General features: G+C 39.8%; 18 protein-coding genes, 1 pseudogene and 1 other annotated feature. Of the genes and pseudogenes, 16 read left to right on the forward strand and 3 right to left on the reverse strand.

The window, feature by feature from the left end:
* Positions 1-215: 215 nt before the first annotated feature.
* From ftsW to D7D53_RS03480, 14 genes are all read left to right on the forward strand, one after another.
* A complete protein-coding gene (gene ftsW / locus D7D53_RS03415) occupies positions 216-1439 on the forward strand; it encodes a cell division peptidoglycan polymerase FtsW (protein ID WP_120770130.1) in 1224 nt (407 codons plus the stop codon).
* Between the two features lie 24 nt (positions 1440-1463).
* The gene (ppc, locus tag D7D53_RS03420; RefSeq protein ID WP_120770131.1) at positions 1464-4160 is read left to right on the forward strand and encodes a phosphoenolpyruvate carboxylase; all 2697 of its coding nucleotides are present in this window, start codon (positions 1464-1466) and stop codon (positions 4158-4160) included.
* Positions 4161-4256: 96 nt separating this feature from the next.
* Positions 4257-4474, forward strand: a binding site (T-box leader).
* A 111-nt stretch (positions 4475-4585) separates the two neighbouring features.
* Positions 4586-5581 carry a tryptophan ABC transporter substrate-binding protein gene (trpX, locus tag D7D53_RS03425; protein ID WP_120770132.1) on the forward strand — a complete coding sequence of 332 codons (996 nt, stop codon included), beginning with the start codon at positions 4586-4588 and terminating at the stop codon, positions 5579-5581.
* Positions 5582-5656: 75 nt separating this feature from the next.
* Positions 5657-6523, forward strand: a complete 867-nt coding sequence (locus D7D53_RS03430; protein ID WP_120770852.1) for an ABC transporter permease — start codon at positions 5657-5659, stop codon at positions 6521-6523.
* Positions 6520-7278 (forward strand): ABC transporter ATP-binding protein, encoded by a 759-nt coding sequence (locus tag D7D53_RS03435; protein ID WP_120770133.1) that lies wholly within the window; start codon positions 6520-6522, stop codon positions 7276-7278. The genes D7D53_RS03430 and D7D53_RS03435 overlap by 4 nt, the downstream gene beginning before the upstream one ends.
* A gap of 89 nt (positions 7279-7367) precedes the next feature.
* Positions 7368-9128, forward strand: a complete 1761-nt coding sequence (gene dnaG / locus D7D53_RS03440; protein ID WP_120770134.1) for a DNA primase — start codon at positions 7368-7370, stop codon at positions 9126-9128.
* Between the two features lie 2 nt (positions 9129-9130).
* Complete coding sequence (rpoD, locus tag D7D53_RS03445; protein ID WP_004259586.1) at positions 9131-10240, forward strand: RNA polymerase sigma factor RpoD; 1110 nt, start codon at positions 9131-9133, stop codon at positions 10238-10240.
* Positions 10241-10254: 14 nt separating this feature from the next.
* On the forward strand, positions 10255-10584 hold the full coding sequence (locus D7D53_RS03450; RefSeq protein WP_000331929.1) for a metal-sulfur cluster assembly factor: 330 nt from the start codon (positions 10255-10257) through the stop codon (positions 10582-10584).
* A gap of 116 nt (positions 10585-10700) precedes the next feature.
* Entirely contained in the window at positions 10701-11744 is a 1044-nt protein-coding gene (cpoA, locus tag D7D53_RS03455) for an alpha-galactosylglucosyldiacylglycerol synthase (protein ID WP_162927866.1), read from the forward strand.
* 16 nt (positions 11745-11760) lie between these two features.
* Positions 11761-13086 (forward strand): glycosyltransferase family 4 protein, encoded by a 1326-nt coding sequence (locus D7D53_RS03460; protein WP_120770135.1) that lies wholly within the window; start codon positions 11761-11763, stop codon positions 13084-13086.
* Positions 13087-13115: 29 nt separating this feature from the next.
* Positions 13116-13292 (forward strand): PspC domain-containing protein, encoded by a 177-nt coding sequence (locus tag D7D53_RS03465; protein ID WP_084951394.1) that lies wholly within the window; start codon positions 13116-13118, stop codon positions 13290-13292.
* Positions 13293-13350: 58 nt separating this feature from the next.
* Positions 13351-13485, forward strand: coding sequence for a DUF4044 domain-containing protein (locus D7D53_RS03470; protein WP_084951397.1), 135 nt, complete (start codon positions 13351-13353; stop codon positions 13483-13485).
* Between the two features lie 62 nt (positions 13486-13547).
* On the forward strand, positions 13548-14858 hold the full coding sequence (obgE, locus tag D7D53_RS03475; RefSeq protein ID WP_120770136.1) for a GTPase ObgE: 1311 nt from the start codon (positions 13548-13550) through the stop codon (positions 14856-14858).
* Positions 14859-14867: 9 nt separating this feature from the next.
* Complete coding sequence (locus D7D53_RS03480) at positions 14868-15026, forward strand: hypothetical protein (RefSeq protein WP_007284777.1); 159 nt, start codon at positions 14868-14870, stop codon at positions 15024-15026.
* 43 nt (positions 15027-15069) lie between these two features.
* Here D7D53_RS03480 and D7D53_RS03485 read toward each other — a convergent pair whose 3' ends face one another.
* The 3 genes and pseudogenes from D7D53_RS03485 to D7D53_RS03490 form a co-directional block, all read right to left on the reverse strand.
* A complete protein-coding gene (locus tag D7D53_RS03485; RefSeq protein ID WP_120770137.1) occupies positions 15070-15540 on the reverse strand; it encodes an arginine repressor in 471 nt (156 codons plus the stop codon).
* A pseudogene (locus D7D53_RS10310) lies at positions 15537-15835 on the reverse strand (Xaa-Pro dipeptidyl-peptidase); the annotation flags it as partial. The pseudogene D7D53_RS10310 and the gene D7D53_RS03485, both read right to left, overlap by 4 nt.
* Before the next feature lie 172 nt (positions 15836-16007).
* Entirely contained in the window at positions 16008-18290 is a 2283-nt protein-coding gene (locus tag D7D53_RS03490) for a Xaa-Pro dipeptidyl-peptidase (RefSeq protein WP_120770138.1), read from the reverse strand.
* A gap of 288 nt (positions 18291-18578) precedes the next feature.
* Between D7D53_RS03490 and D7D53_RS03495 the strand changes: the two genes are divergently transcribed.
* Together D7D53_RS03495 and pfkA are read left to right on the forward strand one after the other, a co-directional pair.
* Positions 18579-21680 (forward strand): DNA polymerase III subunit alpha, encoded by a 3102-nt coding sequence (locus D7D53_RS03495; protein WP_162927867.1) that lies wholly within the window; start codon positions 18579-18581, stop codon positions 21678-21680.
* A gap of 81 nt (positions 21681-21761) precedes the next feature.
* Positions 21762-22769 (forward strand): 6-phosphofructokinase, encoded by a 1008-nt coding sequence (gene pfkA, locus D7D53_RS03500; RefSeq protein WP_000820863.1) that lies wholly within the window; start codon positions 21762-21764, stop codon positions 22767-22769.
* The last annotated feature ends 11 nt before the right edge of the window (positions 22770-22780 follow it).

Raw genomic sequence — 22780 nt, forward strand, 5'->3', positions numbered from 1 at the left:
TCTGATAGACGAATATAGCAGAAAACCAATGATGTAAAAGTCATTGGTTTTTTGAAACAAAAAAGAGCCCAGTGCTCTTTTTCTTATGAGAAAATCTATTATCTTAAGGGTAAGAGTTTTTTTCTTTCGGAAAAAATGGTATAATAGCAATCAAAACTAGAAAATAAACGGAATTTGGGAATAATTTCTTTTATTCTCATTAGATTGGTGATACTATGAAGATTAGTAAGAGGCACCTGTTAAACTATTCTATTCTAGTTCCTTACTTACTTTTATCTATTTTGGGCTTGATTGTAGTTTATTCTACAACCAGTGCCATTCTTATCGAAGAAGGTAAAAGCGCCCTCCAATTGGTTCGAAGTCAGGGAATGTTTTGGATACTTAGTTTAATATTGATTGCCTTGATATATAAGCTGAAACTGAATTTTTTAAGAAAAGAACGACTCTTATTTATTGTTATGTTTGTTGAGCTGATTCTTTTGGCTCTGGCTCGCTTAATTGGTACGCCAGTCAATGGAGCCTATGGTTGGATTTCAGTAGGACCTTTGACCATTCAGCCAGCTGAGTATTTGAAGATTATCATCGTTTGGTACTTGGCCCAACGTTTTTCAAAACAACAGGATGAAATTGGGATTTACGATTTTCAAGTTTTAACTCAAAATCAATGGATTCCTCGTGCTTTTAATGATTGGCGCTTCGTCCTACTAGTAATGATAGGAAGTTTAGCTATTTTCCCAGATTTGGGGAATGCTACCATCCTAGCTCTGGTCGCCTTGATTATGTATACAGTTAGTGGAATTGCTCATCGTTGGTTTATAGCCTTTATCGGTGTATTATTTGGAGTTTCAGCCCTATCCTTATCAGCTATTTCTATGATCGGGGTTGATAAGTTTTCAAAAGTTCCAGTATTTGGTTACGTTGCTAAGCGTTTCAGTGCCTACTTTAATCCCTTTGCTGATTTGGCAGGGTCAGGCCACCAACTTGCAAATTCCTACTTTGCCATGGTAAATGGTGGGTGGTTTGGTCTAGGCTTAGGAAATTCAATCGAAAAACGTGGTTATTTACCAGAGGCCCATACAGACTTTGTATTTTCAATTGTTATTGAAGAGTTTGGATTTGTGGGAGCCAGCTTGATTTTAGCACTTGTCTTTTTCCTGATTTTACGAATTATCCTAGTCGGTATTCGTGCTAAGAATCCCTTTAATTCTATGATGGCGATTGGGGTTGGGGGGATGATGCTGGTACAGGTATTTGTCAATATCGGTGGAATTTCTGGCATTATTCCTTCGACAGGAGTAACCTTCCCCTTCTTATCGCAAGGAGGGAACAGTCTCCTAGTCTTGTCTGTAGCCATCGCCTTTGTCTTAAATATTGATGCAAGTGAAAAACGTGCCCAATTGTATGAGGAGTTAGAAGCTCACTCATCAAACTATATGTAGAGCTGAGAGTGGAAAGGATTACCTATGTCTCTTCAAAAATTAGAAAACTATAGTAATAAAGCTGTCGTGCAAGAAGAAGTATTGATTTTAACAGAATTGTTAGAAGATATCACTAAAAACATGATTGCCCCAGAGACTTTTGAAAAAATCATGCAGTTGAAGGAATTGTCAACTCAAGAAGATTATCAAGGTTTGAACCAATTAGTAACTAGTCTGACAAATGATGAAATGGCTTATATTTCACGCTATTTCTCTATCTTGCCTCTTTTGATTAATATTTCAGAAGACGTGGATTTGGCATATGAAATCAACCACCAAAATAATATCGATCAAGATTATCTTGGGAAATTGTCAGCAACGATTAAAATGGTTGCAGAAAAAGAAAATGCGGTTGAAATTCTAGAACACTTGAATGTTGTTCCTGTTTTGACAGCCCATCCAACACAAGTGCAACGTAAGAGTATGTTGGATTTGACTAACCATATCCATACCCTCTTGCGTAAGTACCGTGATGTGAAATTAGGCTTGATTAATAAGGAAAAATGGCATAATGATCTCCGTCGGTATATTGAGATTATTATGCAGACAGATATGATTCGTGAAAAGAAATTGAAAGTGACCAATGAAATCACGAATGTTATGGAATACTACAATAGTTCATTCCTGAAGGCAGTTCCTCATTTGACTGCTGAGTACAAGCGTCTGGCTAAAAAACATGGACTGGAGTTGAAACATCCTAAACCAATTACCATGGGAATGTGGATTGGTGGAGACCGTGATGGTAATCCTTTTGTTACAGCAGATACCTTAAAACAATCTGCCATGACTCAGTGTGAAGTCATCATGAATTACTATGATGAAAAGATTTACCAACTTTATCGTGAGTTCTCTCTCTCAACCAGTATTGTCAATGTGAGCAAGCAAGTCAGAGAAATGGCTCGTCAATCCAAGGATAATTCTATTTACCGTGAAAAAGAGCTGTATCGTCGTGCCTTGTTTGATATTCAATCAAAAATCCAAGCAACAAAAACTTATCTGATTGAGGATAAGGAAGTTGGGGCTCGCTATGAAACAGCCAATGATTTTTATAAGGATTTAATTACCATTCGTGATTCCCTCTTGGAAAATAAGGGTGAAGCACTGATTTCTGGTGATTTTGTTGAGTTGATCCAGGCAGTTGAAATTTTTGGTTTCTATTTGGCATCTATTGACATGCGTCAAGATTCTAGTGTTCATGAAGCCTGTGTAGCTGAACTCTTGAAATCAGCAGGTATTCATTCTCATTATAGCGAACTAAGTGAAGAAGAAAAATGCCAACTTCTCTTGAAAGAATTGGAAGAAGATCCACGTATTCTTTCTGCTACTCACGTTGAAAAATCAGAGTTACTTGAAAAAGAATTAGCAATCTTTAAGGCTGCTCGTAAGTTGAAAGATAAGTTGGGAGATGATGTCATTCGTCAGACCATCATTTCACATGCAACCAGCGTATCAGACATGTTGGAATTGGCTATCTTGTTAAAAGAAGTAGGGCTAGTTGATAAAGAAAGAGCCCGTGTCCAAATCGTTCCTCTCTTTGAAACAATTGAGGACTTGGATCACTCAGAAGAAACCATGAGAGAATATCTTTCTCTTCCTCTTGCTAAGAAATGGATTGCTTCACGTAATAACTACCAAGAAATCATGCTTGGTTACTCTGATAGTAATAAAGATGGTGGCTATCTATCATCATGTTGGACCCTCTACAAGGCTCAACAACAATTGACTGCTATTGGAGATGAATTTGGTGTTAAGGTTACCTTCTTCCATGGTCGTGGTGGTACTGTCGGTCGTGGTGGTGGACCAACCTATGAAGCCATCACATCTCAACCGCTCAAGTCTATCAAGGATCGTATCCGTTTGACGGAGCAGGGTGAAGTAATTGGGAATAAATATGGTAACAAAGATGCTGCTTACTATAATCTTGAAATGTTGGTTTCAGCAGCCATTAACCGTATGATTACTCAGAAGAAGAGCGATACAAATACCTCAAATCGTTATGAAGCTATTATGGATCAAGTAGTGGACCGTAGTTACGATATCTACCGTGATTTGGTCTTTGGAAATGATCATTTCTATGATTATTTCTTCGAATCAAGTCCAATCAAGGCGATTTCAAGCTTTAATATTGGTTCTCGTCCAGCCGCTCGTAAGACTATTACTGAAATTGGTGGTTTGCGTGCCATCCCTTGGGTATTCTCATGGTCGCAAAGCCGTGTTATGTTTCCTGGTTGGTATGGGGTTGGTTCAAGCTTCAAGGAATTTATCGATAAAAATCCTGAGAATATCGCTATCCTACGAGATATGTACCAAAACTGGCCTTTCTTCCAATCGCTTCTTTCAAATGTTGATATGGTCTTGTCAAAATCAAATATGAACATTGCTTTTGAATATGCCAAACTGTGTGAGGATGAAGAAGTAAAAGCAATCTATGAGACTATTCTAAATGAATGGCAAGTTACCAAGGAAGTTATCTTGGCTATCGAAGGTTACGATGAACTCTTGGCTGAAAATCCATATCTAAAAGCAAGTTTGGATTATCGTATGCCTTACTTTAATATTCTCAACTATATCCAGTTGGAGTTGATTAAACGTCAACGCCGAGGAGAATTATCTAGCGACCAAGAAAAATTAATCCATACAACCATCAACGGAATTGCGACAGGATTGCGTAATTCAGGCTGATACCTATCAAACTTCCTCTTTTCTACAGGGGAAGTTTTTGAATAGTTCAAAAAAATGCTAAAAGAGTCTTGACAAGTAGTTGAAAAATGATATAATTTAACCATTCAGAAAAGTAATCATATAAACTTTTTAGAGAGTCTGTGGTCGCTGAAAACAGATAAGTGATGATGATGAAAATTGGGCTGAATGTTATTTAGAATTTGAAATCATAAAAATTCGGTGAGCACACCTTACAGTGCATCTCGTTATTGCGAGACAGAGTGATAGGGAAATTCCCTATAATTGAGGTGGTACCGCGCATCGACGTCCTCACACAAGTTTTTTGTGTGAGGACTTTTTTGATGGAGGTTAGTATGGAAAGAAAACGATGGCGTCGCTTGTTTAGATAAGTGAAGCATTTTAAAGGAATAAAAAGGAGAAATAGAATGAAAAATAAACGTTTAATTGGAATTATCGCTGCATTAGCAGTCTTAGTAGCAGGAAGCTTGATTTACTCTTCAATGAATAAACCAGAAGCTAAGAATGAGAAGAAAGTTGCCAAAGTTGGTGTTCTTCAGTTTGTGAGCCATCCATCTCTTGATTTGATTTATAAAGGGATACAAGATGGACTTGCAGAAGAAGGCTATAAAGATAATCAGTTGAAAATTGACTTTATGAACTCAGAAGGCGACCAAAGTAAGGTTGCAACAATGAGCAAACAGTTGGTTGCAAATGGGAATGACCTTGTAGTTGGTATCGCAACACCAGCTGCTCAAGGTTTGGCTAGTGCCACAAAAGACCTACCGGTTATCATGGCCGCTATTACAGACCCAATTGGTGCTAACTTGGTCAAAGATTTGAAAAAACCAGGTGGCAACATTACAGGGGTGTCTGACCACAATCCAGCTCAACAACAAGTTGAACTCATTAAGGCTCTTACACCAAATGTGAAAACAATCGGAGCTCTTTACTCAAGCAGCGAAGACAATTCAAAAACTCAGGTAGAAGAATTTAAGGCTTATGCTGAAAAAGCAGGTTTGACAGTAGAAACATTTGCAGTTCCTTCAACAAATGAAATTGCTTCAACAGTCAATGTTATGACTAGCAAGGTTGATGCTATCTGGGTTCCAATCGACAACACAATTGCTTCAGCCTTCTCAACTGTTGTTTCAAGTAACCAATCAGCTAAAAAACCAATTTACCCAAGCGCTACTGCCATGGTAGAAGCAGGTGGTTTGGCATCAGTTGTAGTTGATCAACATGATCTCGGTGTGGCAACAGGTAAAATGATTGCACAAGTTTTGAAAGGTGCAAAACCAGCTGATACTCCAGTCAATGTCTTTTCAACTGGTAAGTCAGTTATCAACAAGAAATTGGCACAAGAGCTAGGTATTACGATTCCTGAATCTGTTCTAAAAGAAGCAGGACAAGTGATCGAATAATCTGTAATGGAGGAGTTGGGGACATCTCCTCCAATTTTTTACAATAGACATCATATAGAAAAGGTTAAGAAACAGATGGTATTATCTATTATTTCTCAAGGATTTGTCTGGGCTATTCTAGGTCTGGGAATCTTTATGACATTTAGGATTTTAAACTTTCCAGATATGACGACAGAAGGTTCCTTCCCTCTTGGGGGAGCTGTTGCTGTCACTTTGATAACCAAAGGCGTGAATCCCTTTTTAGCGACGCTTGTTGCTGTAGGAGCAGGTTGTTTGGCTGGAATGGCAGCAGGACTTCTTTATACAAAAGGGAAGATCCCAACTTTGCTCTCTGGGATTTTGGTGATGACTTCCTGTCACTCTATCATGCTCTTGATTATGGGACGTGCGAATTTAGGCCTGCTTGGAACTAAGCAAATTCAGGATGTTTTGCCTTTTGATTCAGATTTGAATCAACTCTTGACAGGTCTCATCTTTGTAAGTCTTGTCATTGCTCTCATGCTCTTTTTCTTGGACACTAAACTCGGACAAGCCTATATTTCTACAGGTGACAATCCTGATATGGCTAGAAGTTTCGGGATTCATACTGGACGCATGGAGCTTATGGGCTTGGTCTTATCAAATGGTGTTATTGCCCTTGCAGGAGCTCTCATTGCCCAGCAAGAAGGTTATGCCGATGTATCTCGAGGAATTGGGGTTATCGTTGTAGGTCTTGCAAGTTTGATTATTGGGGAAGTTATTTTCAAGAGTTTGAGCTTGGCAGAGCGTCTGGTTGCCATCGTTGTAGGTTCTATCGCCTATCAATTCTTAGTATGGGCAGTTATTGCCCTTGGCTTTAATACAAGTTACCTTCGTTTATACAGTGCCTTGATTTTAGCGGTCTGCCTCATGATTCCAACATTTAAGCAAACAATCTTGAAAGGAGCCAAGTTAAGTAAATGACAGCAATTGTAGAATTAAAAAATGCAACCAAAGTCGTTAAAAATGGCTTTGATGAAGAAAAGATTATTTTAAATGATGTTTCCTTAGAAATTTTTGAACAGGATTTCATCACGATTTTAGGTGGAAATGGAGCTGGGAAATCAACCCTCTTTAACACTATTGCAGGAACCTTGTCATTAACCAGTGGAACCATTCGTATTTTGGGTGAAGATGTTACCAAGTTTTCACCAGAGAAGAGAGCCAAGTATCTGTCTCGAGTCTTCCAAGATCCCAAGATGGGGACAGCTCCTCGTATGACGGTCGCTGAAAATCTTTTGATTGCCAAGTTTCGTGGTGAAAAACGTGGACTGTTTCCGAGACGACTGGCTAGCTACAAGGATGAATTTCAGGCTACCATTGAAAAAGTAGGAAATGGTCTTGAGAAACACTTGAATACACCGATTGAGTTCTTATCCGGTGGACAAAGACAGGCTTTGAGTCTCTTGATGGCAACCTTGAAGCGACCTGAATTACTCCTATTAGATGAGCATACTGCAGCCCTTGATCCAAAGACAAGTGTCGCACTCATGGAGTTGACAGATGAATTTGTCAAGAAAGATCAGCTGACAGCCCTTATGATTACTCATCATATGGAAGATGCTCTCAAATATGGTAATCGTCTGATTGTCATGAAGGAAGGTCGTATCATCCAAGATTTGACCCAAGAAGAAAAAGCAAAAATGAAAATCTCTGATTATTATCAACTCTTTGAATAAAGTAGGGAAAATGAGTGAAATGGTTTACTTTTTTTCTGAAATAAAGTATACTATATAAAGTAAACTATGATAACATGGAGGTATTGTGTATGGTTGACAAACAAGTCATTGAAGAAATCAAAAACAATGCCAACATTGTGGAAGTCATAGGAGATGTGATTTCTTTACAAAAGGCAGGACGGAACTATCTAGGGCTCTGTCCTTTTCATGGTGAAAAAACACCTTCTTTCAACGTTGTAGAGGACAAGCAGTTTTACCACTGTTTTGGTTGTGGTCGCTCAGGTGATGTCTTTAAATTCATCGAGGAGTACCAAGGGGTTCCCTTTATGGAGGCTGTCCAAATCTTAGGTCAGCGTGTCGGGATAGAGGTGGAAAAACCGCTTTATAGTGAACAGAAGCCAGCTTCACCCCACCAAGCTCTTTATGATATGCATGAAGATGCTGCCAAATTTTATCATGCTATTCTCATGACAACGACTATGGGGGAAGAGGCCAGAAACTACCTTTATCAGCGTGGTTTAACAGATGAAGTGCTAAAGCATTTTCGGATTGGTTTGGCACCTCCAGAACGAAACTATCTCTATCAACGTTTGTCTGGTCAGTATCGTGATGAGGATTTCCTAGATTCAGGACTGTTTTATCTCTCGGATGCTAATCAATTTGTAGATACCTTTCACAATCGGATTATGTTTCCCCTGACAAATGACCAGGGAAAGGTTATTGCCTTTTCAGGTCGTATCTGGCAGAAAACGGATTCACAAACTTCTAAGTATAAAAATAGCCGATCGACTGCAATTTTTAACAAAAGTTACGAATTATATCATATGGATAGGGCTAAAAAATCTTCTGGAAAAGCCAGTGAGATTTATCTGATGGAAGGATTCATGGATGTTATTGCAGCCTATCGGGCTGGAATCGAAAACGCTGTCGCATCTATGGGAACAGCGTTGAGTCGAGAGCATGTTGAGCATTTGAAAAGGTTAACCAAGAAGTTGGTTCTTGTTTACGATGGCGATAAGGCTGGGCAAGCCGCGACTTTGAAAGCATTGGATGAAATTGGTGATATGCCTGTGCAAATCGTCAGCATGCCTGATAACTTGGATCCGGATGAGTATCTACAAAAAAACGGTCCAGAAGACTTGGCCTATCTATTAACGAAAACTCGTATTAGTCCGATTGAGTTCTACATTCACCAGTATAAGCCTGAAAATAGTGAAAATCTGCAGGCTCAGATTGAGTTTATTGAAAAAATAGCTCCCTTGATTGTTCAAGAAAAGTCTATCACTGCTCAAAACAGTTATATTCATATTTTAGCTGACAGTTTGGCGTCCTTTGATTATGCTCAGATTGAGCAGATTGTTAATGAGAGTCGTCAGGCGCAAAGGCAGAATCGCATGGAAGGAATTTCCAGACCGACGCCAATCACTATGCCTGTTACCAAGCAGTTATCGGCTATTATGAGGGCAGAAGCCCATCTACTTTATCGAATGATGGAATCCCCTCTTGTTTTAAACGATTACCGTTTGCGAGAAGACTTTGCATTTGACACACCTGAATTTCAGGTTTTATATGACTTGCTTGGCCAGTATGGAAATCTTCCTCCAGAAGTTCTAGCAGAACAGACAGAGGAAGTTGAGAGAGCTTGGTATCAAGTCTTAGCTCAGGATTTACCATCTGAGATGTCACCTCAGGAACTTAGTGAAGTAGAAATGACTCGAAACAAGGCTCTCTTGAATCAGGACAATATGAGAATCAAAAAGAAGGTGCAGGAAGCTAGCCATGTAGGAGATACCGACACAGCCTTAGAAGAATTGGAACGTTTAATTTCCCAAAAGAGAAGAATGGAGTAATAATGGCAACAAAACAAAAAGAAGTAACAACATTTGACGTACAAGTAGCAGAATTTATCCGTAATCATAAACAAAAAGGGACAGCAACTGATGATGAAATTAATGCAAGTCTGGTGATTCCTTTTACCTTGGATGCTGATGGGATTGAAGATCTCTTGCAACGAATTCAGGATGCAGGAATTTCTATCACAGATAACGAAGGAAATCCAAGTGCGCGTGTTCTTAGTGCTGAAGAAGAACCAGAACTCAGCGATGAAGACTTAATTGGATCAACTTCGGCTAAGGTTAATGACCCTGTTCGTATGTACTTGAAAGAAATTGGTGTCGTGCCTCTCTTGACCAATGAAGAGGAAAAAGAATTGGCACTGGCTGTTGAAGCTGGTGATATCGAAGCCAAACAACGTCTGGCAGAAGCTAACCTTCGTTTGGTTGTTTCTATTGCTAAACGCTATGTCGGCCGCGGTATGCAGTTCCTTGACTTGATTCAAGAAGGGAACATGGGCTTGATGAAGGCGGTTGACAAGTTTGACTATTCTAAAGGATTCAAGTTCTCAACTTATGCAACCTGGTGGATTCGTCAGGCTATCACTCGTGCCATTGCGGATCAAGCTCGTACCATCCGTATCCCAGTCCACATGGTTGAAACCATCAATAAATTGGTTCGTGAACAGCGTAATCTCCTTCAAGAATTGGGGCAAGATCCAACACCTGAGCAAATCGCTGAACGTATGGATATGACCCCTGACAAGGTTCGTGAAATCTTGAAGATTGCCCAAGAACCGGTATCCCTTGAAACTCCTATCGGTGAAGAAGATGATAGCCACCTTGGGGACTTTATCGAAGATGAAGTGATTGAAAATCCTGTGGACTATACAACTCGTATCGTCTTGCGTGAGCAGTTGGATGAGGTCTTGGATACTCTTACAGACCGTGAAGAAAATGTTCTGCGTCTGCGTTTTGGGCTAGATGATGGAAAAATGCGCACCCTTGAAGATGTGGGTAAAGTCTTTAACGTAACCCGTGAGCGTATCCGTCAGATTGAAGCCAAGGCTTTGAGAAAATTACGCCAACCAAGTCGCAGCAAACCGCTTCGTGATTTTATTGAAGACTAAGAGTGAGGATAAATATGGCTTATACAGAAGAGCAAATTGAAAATATCAAAACACGGATTTTAACAGCCTTGGAAGAAGTTATCGACCCTGAGTTGGGAATCGATATTGTTAATCTTGGCTTGATCTATGAGATTCGTTTTGACGGTGACACAGGACAAACAGAGATTGATATGACTTTGACAACCATGGGGTGTCCCCTAGCCGACCTTTTGACAGATCAGATTTATGATGCCATGACAGAGGTGCCAGAAGTAACGGATACTGAGGTTAAATTAGTCTGGTATCCAGCCTGGACTGTTGAAAAAATGAGTCGCTATGCACGTATTGCCCTAGGCATTAAGTAAACATATAAAAGCATGTGAGAGATTATTGGAAAAGCGAGGAAATTTCCCCCCTCTTTTCCTCTAGTCTCTCCTTTCTTTTGCTGATTTTATTCAAAGAAAATGATATAATAGTAGTTATGGAAAAAAAGAAATTACGCATCAATATGTTGAGTTCAAGTGAGAAAGTAGCAGGGCAGGGAGTCTCAGGTGCTTACCGTGAATTAGTTCGTCTTCTTCACCGTGATGCCAAGGACCAATTGATTGTTACAGAAAATCTTCCAATAGAGGCAGATGTAACTCACTTTCATACGATTGATTTCCCCTATTATTTATCAACATTCCAAAAGAAACGCTCAGGAAGAAAGATTGGCTATGTGCATTTCTTACCTGATACACTTGAGGGAAGTTTGAAAATTCCATTTTTCTTAAAGGGAATTGTCAAACGCTATGTATTTTCTTTTTACAACCGGATGGAGCACTTGGTTGTGGTAAATCCGATGTTTATCGAGGATTTGGTGGCAGCTGGTATTCCACGTGAAAAAGTGACCTATATTCCTAACTTTGTAAACAAGGAAAAATGGCATCCTCTTCCACAGGAAGAGGTAGCGATACTGCGAACAGAGCTAGGTCTTAGTGACAATCAGTTTATCGTAGTAGGTGCTGGTCAAGTTCAGAAACGCAAAGGGATTGATGATTTTATCCGTCTGGCTGAGGAATTGCCTCAGATTACCTTTATTTGGGCCGGTGGATTCTCTTTTGGTGGCATGACAGATGGTTATGAGCGCTACAAGAAAATAATGGAAAATCCTCCTAAGAATTTGATTTTTCCAGGTATTGTATCACCAGAGCGGATGCGCGAATTGTATGCCCTAGCAGACCTTTTCTTGTTGCCTAGTTACAATGAACTCTTTCCGATGACTATTTTAGAGGCTGCTAGTTGTGAATCTCCTATTATGCTACGTGATTTGGATCTTTATAAGGTGATTTTAGAGGGAAATTATCGAGCGACAGCAGATAGAGAAGAGATGAAAGAGGCTATTTTAGAATATCAAGCAAATCCTGTTGCTTTAAAAGACCTCAAAGAAAAAGCTAAGAATATTTCCAGAGAGTATTCAGAAGAGCATCTGTTACAAATTTGGTTGGACTTTTATGAGAAACAAGCCGCTTTAGGGAGAAAGTAAAAAAGTGAGGTAATCTATGCGAATTGGTTTATTTACAGATACCTATTTTCCTCAGGTTTCTGGTGTTGCAACCAGTATTCGAACCTTGAAAACAGAACTTGAAAAGCAAGGACATGCAGTTTTTATCTTTACGACGACAGATAAGGATGTCAATCGCTATGAAGATTGGCAAATTATCCGTATTCCAAGTGTTCCCTTTTTTGCTTTTAAGGATCGTCGCTTTGCCTACCGAGGTTTTAGCAAGGCGCTTGAAATTGCCAAACAGTATCAGCTAGATATTATTCACACTCAGACAGAATTTTCTCTTGGCCTGTTGGGGATTTGGATTGCGCGTGAATTGAAGATTCCCGTTATTCATACCTATCACACCCAGTATGAAGACTATGTGCATTATATTGCCAAGGGGATGTTGATTCGTCCTAGCATGGTCAAGTATCTGGTCAGAGGTTTCCTTCATGACGTGGATGGGGTTATTTGCCCGAGTGAGATTGTCCGTGATTTGCTATCTGACTATAAGGTCAAGGTTGAAAAACGGGTCATTCCAACTGGGATTGAATTAGCCAAGTTTGAGCGTCCAGAAATCAAGCAAGAAAATTTAAAAGAACTGCGTAGTAAATTAGGGATTCAAGATGATGAACAGATGTTACTGAGTCTTTCCAGAATTTCTTATGAAAAAAATATTCAAGCAGTACTAGCAGCCTTTGCAGAAGTTCTGAAAGAGGAAGACAAGGTTAAACTGGTAGTTGCTGGGGATGGACCTTATCTGAATGACCTCAAAGATCAAGCTCAGAAATTAGAGATTCAAGACTCGGTTATCTATACAGGAATGATTGCTCCTAGTGAGACGGCTCTTTACTATAAGGCGGCAGATTTCTTCATCTCGGCATCGACAAGTGAAACGCAAGGTTTGACATACTTGGAAAGCTTGGCCAGTGGAACGCCTGTCATTGCTCATGGAAATCCTTATCTGGACAATCTTATCAATGACAAGATGTTTGGAACCTTATACTATGGTGAACATGATTTGGCTGGGGCTATTTTAGAAGCCCTGATTGCAACGCCAGACATGAATGAGCATACCTTATCAGCTAAATTATACGAGATTTCAGCTGAGAACTTTGGAAAACGGGTGCATGAATTTTATCTGGATGCTATTATTTCAAATAATTTCCAGAAAGATTTAGTGAAAGATGATACGGTCAGTCAGCGTATCTTTAAGACAGTTTTGTATCTTCCACAACAGGTGGTTGCTGTACCCGTAAAAGGCTCTAGACGCATGCTGAAGGCTTCAAAAACACAGTTGATCAGTATAAGAGATTATTGGAAAGACCATGAAGAATAGAAAGAGGACAAGCTATGAATAAACGATTAATGAGAAGCGGTCGTGACCAAAAGATTGCTGGTGTTTGTGCTGGAGTGGCCCATTATCTTGATATCGATCCTACTATCGTTCGCGTAATATGGGGTGTCCTTGCTTGCTGTTACGGAGCTGGAATTGTAGCCTATATCATTTTATGGATTATTGCACCTGTAGCAACTGACTATTGAAAACTAGCTAAATTCATGCTAAGATAATAGAAAATAGAATGTAACGAAGGAGAGAAAAATGGCATTTGGAGATAATGGAAATCGTAAAAAAACCTTGTTTGAGAAATTAACTTTAATCATCGTGATTATTATGCTTTTAGCGAGTATATTTGGTATTTTTGCAACTGCAATTAGCGCCCTCAGTAATCTATAAAAAGATTCAAGAAAATTTTGTGACTGGGATTTCCCAGCCCTTTTTTAAAGTGAGAAGAAAAAATGAGTATGTTTTTAGATACAGCTAGGATTAAGGTCAAGGCTGGTAATGGTGGCGATGGCATGGTTGCCTTTCGTCGTGAAAAATATGTCCCTAATGGCGGTCCTTGGGGTGGTGACGGTGGTCGTGGAGGAAATGTGGTCTTTGTTGTAGACGAAGGACTACGTACTTTGATGGATTTCCGCTACAATCGCCATTTCAAGGCTGATTCTGGTGAAAAAGGGATGACTAAAGGGATGCATGGGCGTGGTGCTGAGGATCTTAGAGTTCGAGTGCCGCAAGGTACGACTGTGCGTGATGCGGAGACTGGCAAGGTCTTGACAGATTTGATTGAACACGGGCAAGAATTTATTGTAGCCCACGGTGGTCGTGGTGGACGTGGAAATATTCGCTTTGCGACACCAAAAAATCCTGCACCGGAAATCTCTGAAAATGGAGAACCAGGTCAGGAACGTGAGTTACAATTGGAACTAAAAATCTTGGCAGATGTTGGTTTGGTAGGTTTCCCATCTGTAGGGAAATCAACACTTTTAAGTGTTATCACATCTGCTAAACCAAAAATCGGTGCCTACCACTTTACGACCATTGTGCCAAATCTAGGAATGGTTCGTACCCAATCAGGTGAATCCTTTGCAGTAGCTGATTTACCAGGTTTGATTGAAGGGGCTAGTCAAGGTGTTGGTTTGGGAACCCAGTTCCTCCGTCACATCGAGCGTACACGTGTCATCCTTCACATCATTGATATGTCAGCTAGCGAAGGCCGTGATCCTTATGAGGATTATCTTGCCATCAATAAGGAGCTGGAGTCATATAATCTTCGCCTCATGGAGCGTCCACAGATTATTGTAGCTAATAAGATGGACATGCCTGAGAGTCAAGAAAATCTTGTAGAATTCAAGAAAAAATTAGCTGAAAACTACGATGAATTTGAAGAGTTGCCAGCTATTTTCCCAATATCTGGTTTAACCAAGCAAGGTTTGGCAACGCTTTTGGATGCGACAGCTGAATTGTTAGATAAGACACCAGAATTCTTGCTCTACGACGAGTCAGATATGGAAGAAGAAGCTTACTATGGATTTGACGAGGAAGAAAAATCCTTTGAAATTAGCCGTGATGACGATGCGACATGGGTACTTTCTGGTGAAAAACTCATGAAACTCTTTAATATGACCAACTTTGATCGTGACGAGTCTGTCATGAAATTTGCCCGCCAGCTTCGTGGGATGGGGGTTGATGAAGCCCTTCGTGCTCGTGGTGCTAAAGATGGGGACTTGGTCCGCATTGGTAAATTTGAGTTTGAATTTGTAGACTAGGAGACTGGTATGGGAGATAAACCGATATCTTTCCGAGACGCGGATGGCAATTTTGTTTCAGCCGCAGATGTTTGGAATGAAAAGAAATTGGAAGAACTGTTTAATCGTCTCAATCCAAATCGTGCCCTGAGATTGGCACGAACTAAAAAAGACAATCCATCTCAGTAAAATAGATAAAAAAATTCCGTGCCACACTAGACACGGAATTTTTTTATTCTTCAAAGAAAAATGGTGGAGCGAATTTTTTCAGTTCTTCAAAGCATTTTTGAGCAGCTTCTACATCTTCACAGATGACCAGACAGACATCATCGCCACAGAGGGTAGCGATAGCGTCAGGGAAGCTCAAAGCATCAATGATAGAACCAAAGGATTGAGCAAGTCCAGGAAGGGTTTTTAGTAGGACTTGGTGTTGAACCGGACGCATCAAGACAAGAGCATCTTCCATGTAAATTTCGAGACGTTTTTCCCATTTTGAGGTTGAACCTGCATTGAGCACGTAGTAAGAGTTGTCTTCTTCTCGTACTTTTGAAAGGTTCATACTTTTAATATCTCTCGAAAGTGTAGCTTGTGTAACTTGAATATCATTATCGGCAAGAAGAGCTTGTAGCTCAGCTTGAGTATGAATCTTGTTTTTTGTTACAAGAGCTCGTATGAGTTGGTGTCGGTGTTCAGATTTATTCATAAAATGTTACTCCTTGTACTAGATACAGAAAGCGTGGACTGAACGAGATTGTCAGTCGGGTGGTAAGCGGTATTGTCACGTATGATGATTTCAAAGTCAGTAGTATAGGACTAAACGGAGAGAATCTCCCTCTTTTAACTTGTCACTAGTTGGGTGGAGATGAATTGGCTCTCTATCCGTTTATTTACATTGGTGTCCTCTACTAACAGTAAATCATTGAATTTAGGTAGCCTTTTGTCACGACTTGTTGTGAATTTATGTCAAATGGAAATTCACAGAGATTTTCCAACATGTGGTCTGGTAGCGACTATTATAAATGATTGCACATGTTGGTTAGGGTCTTAGTATCTTTTGTCCAAGATCCAGTTTTAGGCATGTCATAGGCCTAGACTAGGATTGAATTTGATACCAAGTTTATGTGTAGTTTAACAGTTCAAGTGGAAATCTTCCATATTGAAAGTCTGATATTATACCTTTTGACAAGGTAGGATAAGACTAGACTGTTCAAGATCAACAGTCAGCTGGTATGCGGTATTGTCACGTATGGTGATTTCAAAGTCAGTAGTATAGAGAACTAAACGAAGAGTATCTCCTTCTTTTAGCTTATAAATAGTTGGTTGCAGTTCAAACTGGATATCCATCCATTCATCTGCAGTAATCTCCTCTACCAACAGTAAATCATTTCTATTTTGTAAATTGAGATAGCCTTTTGTCACGACTCGTTGCGCATTTTCACGAAATGGCAATTCACAGAGATTTTCCAACATGTGGTAGCGTCCATTATCAATGGTTCTAGCACTTAAAACAGCTGGATAAGGTTGTAGGTATTTCTTTTGTCCATGTTCCAGTAATTGGGCAGATAAGAGCCCCTTGTTTGTACTGGACTTGATACGCAGATTGAGCTGTGCGTGACCGTTCAGGTGGAGGTTCTTGGTTACAGGAAGGTCAATAGTCATTTGATTGGCTTTCCCTTGATAGAGGTCTGTATTAAAGGTCTGGTATGTTTTACCATAGCGCTCAAAATCCTTATCTGGGTACTGGTTTTGAATGACTTGCTCTTCTTGACCAAGTGAGAAAGTTTCTGAGCTTTCCTGATTACCAAAATCATCAAGAGTCTGCCAAGTCTGAGGAGCTGTATTGTCCTGCCAGATAACGGTCGGAAGTTGGAAATCTGTATCTTGTCCCAGTAATTTCTTTGTCAACAAAGCATTCATGGACTCACGGAAGTCAATGGACTGCCAGTTGTTCATGTAAACATGTGCGCCATTATGGAAAAAGAGGTGCTTATTTATATGAGCAGGAAGAGCATGGAACATCTGGTAAACATGAAGTGGTTTGACATTCCAATCCTGTGAACCGTGGGTAAAGACAACCTCAGCTTTTACATTATGGGCATTGAGCAGATAGTTGCGATCATGCCAAAACTGGTTATAGTCGCCAGACTTGCGATCCAGTTGCACTTTTACTTTTTCTAAGTCAGCTTGGTGAGCTTCATTGCCACGGATATAGTCGCCAGCCAAGAGATTACGAGAATAGGTTAGCTCAGCAAGAGAGTCAAAGTCCTCACCTGGATAACCGCCTGGACTAGTCACCAGACCGTTTTCACGGTAGTAGTTGTACCATGAAGAAATGCCAGCCTCAGCAATGATAACCTCTAAACCATCGACGCCTGTAGTCGCAAGCCCATTGGACATGGTACCTAAATAGGAAAGTCCAGTTGTAGCTACTTTTCCGTTTGACCAATCAGCCTTGACTTGACGCTGGCGCGTGTGGTCAGTAAAGGCACGGCAACGACCATTGAGCCAATCGATAACATTTTTATAAGCCTCGATTTGTTGGTAGTCCCCATTAGTCATGAAACCTGTGGAGTCTTTGGTACCAACACCTGACACATATATGTTAGCAAATCCTCGTGGAAGGAAGTAGTCGTTGAGTGTATAGCTAGCGTTGATGTGAGTTAGCTTTTCCTCCGCCTCTGCTACAAGCTCGGCTTGACCTTGGGCTTGGATGAGATTTAGTTGAGGCTCCTCTAGCTCGATCTTGTGAGCAGGCTTCACTTCAAGCTCGCCCTCCATCTTGTAGAGAGCCTTGTCGCTAGCCTTATCATTGGTTCCCTGATGATAAGGACTCGCTGTCATGATAGCAGGGATTTGCCCGTCATAACGAGGACGAATAATGCTGACCTTGACTAGATCTGGTAGACCTTTTTGGTCAGTATCGACACGAGACTCAACGTAAACGACTTCTCGAATGACATTATGGCTAGAAAAAGTTGCTAAACTTTTGCCGTTAAAGTAGTGATAGTCATTATCCTCAGGAATAAGACCGTCACTGACAAGTTGGTCGATAAGAGTGTTCCCCTTTTTAGTGCGAGTATTGAGTAACTGATAGAGATTTTCAATCAAGTCACCATATACGATAGGAAATCCAGTCTCTTTACGAAAAGCTTCACTGTCTTCGAAGTCAACCAAATAAGAAAAACCTAAAAGTTGAAAAGCCACAGTATAGAAAATATCTGCAGTCAACTCTTTGTCAGATTGAAAAAATGTCAGTAAGTCAGTTTCTGTATCAACTGCTAAACTGGATAGAGGATAGGAGTTGTTTTTAAAATTAAAAAAGAAACGAATAAGAAACGCTTCAAGCATTTTTTTATTTGTGATGTTGACTGGTAAATCAAATCCATACTTTTTTAATTCAAAGATAATTGTATCTCTAGGTAGCGCTAAATAGCCGAATTGATTAAAACGCATAAGACCTCCTATTTATGAAATATATTACAGTTATTATATCAAAAAATAGTGAGAAAAGAAACTATAAAAATTAACAGAAATTATAATAAATAAAAATGAGTATTTATGAAATAAACATGTAAAATGATAAGCCTAAATACAAAAATATTAGTGATACTGTTAAAAATCGTGCAAGGATTGTCTAGTCAACTATGATTTGATCTATTAGATATTAAAGCATCAGTAATAGTAATAGAAATTTAAAGAAAATGGTATAATATAGTGAGAATGATAGAGGAGAAGTGTAAATTGATCGCACAACTAGATACAAAAACAGTCTATAGTTTTATGGAGAGTGTCATTTCGATAGACAAGTATGTGAGAGCAGCTAAAGACTATGGCTACACTCATCTGGCTATGATGGATATTGACAATCTTTACGGGGCTTTCGATTTTCTAGAGGTTACAAAAAAATACGACATTCATCCTTTGTTAGGGCTTGAAATGAATGTGCTTGTAGATGATAAGGATGTGAATCTGCGCTTTTTAGCCCTATCTAGTGTTGGCTATCAGCAGTTGATGAAACTTTCAACAGCCAAGATGCAGGGGGAGAAAAATTGGTCAGTCCTGAATCAGTATCTAGAGGATATTGCGGTAATTGTGCCTTATTTTGAAGAGCTTGAGTTGTTAAATCTAGGCTGTGATTACTATATAGGAGTTTATCCAGACACACTGGCCAGCGAATTTCATCATCCTATTATACCCCTCTATCGGGTCAATGCTTTTGAAAGTAAGGATAGAGAAATTCTGCAAGTGTTAACAGCGATTAAAGAAAATCTTCCCCTCAGAGAAGTTCCCTTGCGCTCACGACAAGATGTCTTTATATCAGCAAGTTCTTTAGAGAAACTATTCCAAGAACATTTTCCTCAAGCCTTAGACAATTTAGAAAAGCTTATTTCAGGTATTTCTTATGACTTGGATACTAGTCTGAAATTGCCTCGCTTTAATCCTGCTAGACCAGCAGTAGAAGAGTTGAGAGAACGCGCTGAATTGGGGCTTGTTCAGAAGGGGTTGACTGGTAAAGAATATCAAGACCGTCTAGACCAAGAGTTGGCTGTTATTCATGATATGGGCTTTGATGATTATTTCTTAGTTGTTTGGGATTTGTTGCGTTTTGGACGTTCAAATGGCTATTATATGGGAATGGGACGGGGTTCTGCAGTCGGTAGTTTGGTTTCCTATGCCTTGGATATTACAGGGATTGACCCAGTTCAGAAAAATCTCATTTTTGAACGTTTCCTCAATCGTGAACGCTATACTATGCCTGATATTGATATTGATATCCCAGATATTTATCGTCCAGATTTTATCAGATATGTTGGCAATAAATATGGTAGTAAACATGCGGCTCAAATCGTTACTTTTTCTACCTTTGGCGCCAAGCAAGCTCTTCGAGATGTCTTGAAGCGCTATGGTGTGCCAGAGTATGAATTGTCCGCAATTACCAAGAAAATCAATTTTCGAGATAATCTAAAGTCAGCCTATGAGGGCAATCTCCAGTTTCGTCAGCAAATCAATAGTAAGTTAGAATACCAAAAAGCCTTTGAAATTGCCTGCAAGATTGAGGGTTATCCAAGACAAACCTCTGTCCATGCAGCTGGTGTTGTGATTAGTGACCAAGACTTGACCAACTACATTCCTCTAAAGCATGGCGATGAAATTCCACTGACTCAGTATGATGCTCATGGAGTTGAAGCTAGTGGGCTTTTGAAGATGGACTTTCTGGGACTACGAAATTTGACCTTTGTCCAAAAGATGCAAGAGTTGCTTGCTGAAACAGAAGGTGTTAAGATAGCTATCAACGAGATTGATTTGGAAGACAAAGAAACGTTAGCTTTATTTGCTTCTGGCAATACAAAAGGTATCTTTCAGTTTGAGCAACCTGGTGCCATTCGCTTGCTCAAACGTGTCCAACCAGTCTGTTTTGAAGATGTCGTAGCAACTACTTCCCTAAATCGACCAGGTGCTAGTGATTATATCAATAATTTTGTGGCAAGAAAGCATGGGCAGGAAAAAGTGACAGTTCTAGATTCAGCTCTGGAGGATATTTTAGCTCCAACCTACGGCATTATGCTCTATCAGGAGCAGGTTATGCAGGTTGCTCAGCGATTTGCTGGATTTAGCCTTGGGAAAGCCGATATTTTGCGTCGGGCTATGGGGAAAAAGGATGCTTCAGCCATGCATGAGATGAGGGCTTCCTTTATTCAAGGCTCCTTAAATGCAGGTCATACGACAGAAAAGGCAGAGCAGGTTTTTGATGTCATGGAGAAGTTTGCAGGTTATGGCTTTAACAGATCTCACGCCTATGCCTACTCAGCCTTGGCCTTCCAGTTGGCTTATTTTAAAACACATTATCCAGCTATCTTTTATCAGGTCATGTTGAATTCTTCCAACAGTGATTACCTAACGGATGCTCTTGAAGCAGGCTTTGAAGTAGCACCGTTGTCCATCAATACCATCCCCTATCACGATAAAATTGCTAACAAATCCATCTATCTAGGATTGAAATCGATTAAGGGAGTCAGCAATGATTTGGCGCTTTGGATTATTGAAAATAGACCTTATTCTAACATTGAAGATTTTATAGCTAAATTACCTGAGAATTATTTGAAACTTCCTCTGCTAGAACCTTTGGTAAAAGTTGGTCTTTTCGATTCATTTGAAAAAAATCGTCAAAAAGTATTCAATAATTTAGCTAATCTATTTGAATTTGTGAAAGAGTTAGGAAGCTTGTTTGGAGATACTACTTATAGTTGGCAGGAATCGGAAGATTGGACGGAACAAGAAAAATTCTATATGGAACAAGAGCTTCTAGGAGTGGGAGTTAGCAAACATCCACTACAAGCTATTGCAAGTAAGGCTATCTACCCAATTACACCAATCGGAAATTTGTCAGAAAATAGTCACGCCATTATATTGGTTGAAATTCAGAAAATAAAAGTGATTCGGACCAAAAAGGGTGAAAACATGGCATTCTTACAGGTAGATGATAGTAAGAAAAAATTGGATGTTACCCTCTTCTCAGACTTATATCGACAGGTTGGACAGGAAGTAAGAGAAGGAGCTTTCTACTATATAAAAGGAAAAATCCAGTTACGAGATGGCCGTCTGCAAATGATTGCACAAGAAATAAGAGAAGCAGTAGCTGAGCGTTTTTGGATTCAGGTGAAAAATCATGACTCAGATCAAGAAATTTCGAGAATTTTAGATCAATATAAAGGCCCAATCCCAGTCATCATCAGGTATGAAGAGGAACAGAGAACAATTGTTTCCCCCCATCATTTTGTAGTTAAATCCACTGAATTAGAAGCGAAATTAGGTGGAATCGTTATGAAAACGATTTATCGCTAAAATTACGGAAAATAGAAGAATTTTCCATTTAAATGTGATATAATCAGTAAGAATGTTAAAAGAAAAAGGAGCATAACCAATATGAAACGTATTGCTGTTTTGACTAGTGGTGGAGACGCCCCTGGTATGAACGCTGCTATCCGTGCAGTTGTTCGTCAAGCAATTTCAGAAGGAATGGAAGTATTTGGTATCTATGATGGATATGCTGGTATGGTTGCTGGTGAAATTCATCCCCTAGATGCAGCTTCAGTAGGAGACATCATTTCTCGTGGTGGTACTTTCCTTCACTCTGCTCGTTACCCAGAGTTCGCTCAGCTTGAAGGGCAACTTAAAGGGATTGAGCAATTGAAAAAACACGGAATTGAAGGTGTAGTTGTTATCGGTGGTGACGGATCTTACCACGGTGCTATGCGTTTGACTGAACATGGCTTCCCAGCTATCGGTCTTCCTGGTACAATCGATAACGATATTGTTGGTACTGACTTCACAATCGGTTTTGACACAGCGGTTACTACTGCTATGGATGCTATCGATAAGATTCGTGATACATCATCAAGTCACCGTCGTACATTTGTTATCGAAGTAATGGGTCGTAACGCAGGTGATATCGCTCTTTGGGCTGGTATTGCAACTGGTGCTGATGAAATCATCATTCCTGAAGAAGGATTCAAGATTGAAGATATCGTAGAAAGCATTAAATGTGGATACGAGTGTGGTAAAAAACACAATATCATCGTCTTGGCAGAAGGTGTGATGTCAGCAGCTGAATTTGGTCAAAAACTTAAAGAAGCTGGAGATACAAGCGACCTTCGTGTGACAGAACTTGGACATATTCAACGTGGTGGTTCTCCAACTGCGCGTGACCGTGTTTTGGCATCACGTATGGGTGCACATGCCGTTAAACTTCTTAAAGAAGGTATCGGTGGTGTTGCGGTTGGTATCCGTAACGAAAAAATGGTTGAAAACCCAATTCTTGGAACTGCAGAAGAAGGAGCATTGTTTAGCCTTACTGCAGATGGTAAGATTGTGGTTAACAACCCACATAAAGCTGACCTTGAGCTATCTAGCTTGAATAAGAGCTTATCATAATTTATAATTTA

This window comes from Streptococcus gwangjuense (genome assembly GCF_003627155.1).
Lineage (GTDB): Bacteria > Bacillota > Bacilli > Lactobacillales > Streptococcaceae > Streptococcus > Streptococcus gwangjuensis.